We start from the raw sequence: 297 nt of genomic DNA on the forward strand, positions 1-297 counted from the left end.
CGATCTTCAGGCCGCCACGCAGCTTGTTGACGACGAGCGTGGCCAGAGCCTCGCCTTCGACGTCTTCCGAGATGATGACCAGCGGCTTCGAGGTCTGCACGACAGCCTCGAGGATTGGCAGCATGGCCTGCAGGTTGGAGAGCTTCTTCTCGTGGAGAAGGATGTAGGCGTCTTCCAGATCCGCAACCATCTTGTCGGCGTTGGTGACGAAGTAGGGCGAGAGATAGCCTCGGTCGAACTGCATGCCTTCGACGACTTCGAGTTCGGTCTCTGCGGTCTTGGCTTCCTCGACCGTGA

The 297-nt window shown here is 59.6% G+C and carries 1 pseudogene; it reads right to left on the reverse strand.

What is annotated here, in order from left to right:
- Positions 1-297, reverse strand: a pseudogene (gene groEL, locus ACWUKX_RS31055) (chaperonin GroEL); the annotation flags it as partial.

The sequence above is a fragment of the Mesorhizobium sp. f-mel genome (genome assembly GCF_053850215.1).